At 59.3% G+C, this 2,483-nt stretch carries 3 protein-coding genes; 2 read left to right on the forward strand and 1 reads right to left on the reverse strand.

Annotated elements, in window-relative coordinates:
• Positions 1 to 263, reverse strand: a 263-nt coding sequence (locus BFF77_RS36340; RefSeq protein ID WP_211280338.1) for a hypothetical protein, incomplete at its 3' end; no start/stop codon positions are given.
• A 324-nt stretch (positions 264 to 587) separates the two neighbouring features.
• Between BFF77_RS36340 and BFF77_RS38290 the strand changes: the two genes are divergently transcribed.
• The gene (locus BFF77_RS38290; RefSeq protein WP_425424439.1) at positions 588 to 968 is read left to right on the forward strand and encodes an effector-associated constant component EACC1; all 381 of its coding nucleotides are present in this window, start codon (positions 588 to 590) and stop codon (positions 966 to 968) included.
• Positions 965 to 2,227, forward strand: a complete 1,263-nt coding sequence (locus tag BFF77_RS33800) for a caspase family protein (protein ID WP_079125587.1) — start codon at positions 965 to 967, stop codon at positions 2,225 to 2,227. The genes BFF77_RS38290 and BFF77_RS33800 overlap by 4 nt, the downstream gene beginning before the upstream one ends.
• The last annotated feature ends 256 nt before the right edge of the window (positions 2,228 to 2,483 follow it).

A 2,483-nucleotide genomic window follows, 5' to 3' on the forward strand; every position in this document is an offset into this window, starting at 1 on the left:
GCACGCGGGCCGTCGTGCTGTTCAACCACGAGTGTCTGGCCATCTTCCGCTCTGTCACCGCCGACGGCGGCCTGGACGGCGCCATGACCGCCAACGCCCGCCGCTTGGGCACAAGCCCTGCCAAGGCTCGACCCGACATCATCCTCATCGCCACCAGCCGGTACCGCAAAGACTGCTGCGCCCGGCCGCGAACCGCCAATGACCGGGAAGCCAGGATCGGGATACGCCCCGGCGGCCACGCCGCGGCGGAGCTTCTTCAGCACGAGGCGTTGATACCGGCAGCCGCAGTCCCGGCGGACGCGATACGGCGTAGGTGTCGCCCGGGGGAAGGGAATCGTCGTACCGGTCAGATGCCAAGTGTCTGATCCGCCAACGGGCCCGCGAACCGGACAACGGTTTAGCGGTACCAGGCCGTCGTGGAGCAGCTCACAAGAGGGCCCGTCGTCAAGTTCCGTTTTCCTGACGGTTCCGGTGGCCAGCGCTAGCATTATCCAGGAAGGCATGACTCTGGTGTCGCCTCCAGCGCCCCCAGTTGCTCTAATACAGAGAAAATCCGATCGATTCATCACACTGGAGAAGCCGTGCAGGTGAAATTGTCAATAGCGGGGAAGCAGGACACTCGAGAGATAATGGCCCTCTATCGTTGGTTATCTGCGAATCCTGAATTGAGGGGCGCAGGAGAGATTGCGTGGAGGGATGAGGAAGCCCAGGGGGCCATGGGCCCCGACCTGGAAACCATCAACGTAATACTTTCCAACTCACTGTCCGGTCTGAATCTCATTCTCGGGGCAGTCCTTAGCTGGCGCGCCACGCGTTCACGGGGGCCTGAGATCCGAGTTACGAGCAACTCCTCGGAGATCACTCTGACCGGTGCGGATGATGAAACGATTTCACGCCTTGCGCTCCTGCTCGCAGGCGGCACAAAAAGCGAAGGTTCCACTGAAAGTGACGCCGGTGATGGGTCATGACTTACGAACTGCCCAACCCGACATCTTCACACGCCGTTCTGATAGGAGCGCACGAGTACAGTAACCTGGAAAATCTGCCGAGTGTGCAGAACAATCTCGTGGCGCTCGCCGACGCACTTTCCGACGTCAACGTATGGGGCATGCCGAAGGGTAACATTTTCACCGTAGAACAGCCCGGCACGGCGAAAGATATTCTCGATGCAGTGATCGACGCGGGAAGAATATCCACCGATACGCTCTTGATTTATTACGCCGGCCACGGCCTGGCCGACGAATACACGGATGAGCTCTACCTCACACTCCCCAGGACCATTCCCTTTCGGCTTGATACAGCATTCCGATATGAGTACATGCGGCGTTGGTTAACGGGTCCCGAGATATCCGCGAATCGCATTGCAGTTATCCTGGATTGCTGTTGGAGTGGTCGTGCCCTCCAAGGGGGTATGGCTGCGGGTGACGCTCTTGCGGACAGCGCCGCTGTGCCTGGAAGGTGCGTCCTTGCCGCCTCGGCCAGTACAGGAAAGGCGCTTGCCCCGCCGAACGAGACATACACAGCGTTTACCGGCGTATTATTGGAGGCCCTCACGGAGGGGATACCAGGCGCCCCCGGCATACTCAGCATGGAAACCATCTACTCGTTCGCGCACAACCGACTTTCGACTCAATCTCGGCCGCTCCCTGAGCTTGGCAGTCGGGGTGCCGCAGGTTCCGTGTTTGTAGCGCGCAATCTCTCGAAGGATCGAATCTCCCCCGTTCCTTCCGTCGCAGTGAACTCGTCACGTGTGCGAACAGAATGGCCAGCGGGTAAAATTCCAGCTCGGATGGGGGTTGTAGTTCACGAGATTCTGTTCAAAAAATACCATCCCTACATGGTCGATGCCAGAGTTCCCCAAAATGAAACCCGGAGAGAGGTGCGCAACGCCCGTTCATCCTTCGGCCTTGACAATCTAAATGAGGAACTCATTGCGGCCTGGGCGTACGGGAGTGGAGTCATCGGGGCAATGCTCCATCCAAACAGCATCGCTTTCACGACTCGCGGAATGCATTGCCGGGACGGCAGTGGGAACATATTTGTTCCGTACGAAATTTTCGGAGAATGCAACTTTCGGGCCGAGCGGCCACCGGGGTACAATAATCAGCTTTTGATAACGGGGCCAGGCATTCAGTGGAGCAGCCTCTGTGCGGGGGATCAGGACTGTTTGTACATTTTTTCCGCAATCAACAAGATTAGAGATTTCCTCAAAGGGGAAAGTCCGTAAAATCGCAACGCAGGAATTGGCGGTTGATGTGATCTCCACCAAGGACCGGCGGCTGCTCACCCTTGCCGCTGTTCTTGCTCATCACTGTCACCGCCCTTTTTCCATCATCCGGCCACCGGGGCGGGGTCGCATCCCCGTACACCACGACCGTCACGCCGGTATGGCCCTGCCACCGTCCGCTCCTCGGCGGGCGCCACCCGGTCTGTTACGGCGCACACGCCGTAGGTCCGGGCGCAGAGGAGGCCGGGGGCGGGGG

Origin of the sequence: Streptomyces lushanensis (genome assembly GCF_001700515.1) — a bacterium.
GTDB lineage: Bacteria > Actinomycetota > Actinomycetes > Streptomycetales > Streptomycetaceae > Streptomyces > Streptomyces lushanensis.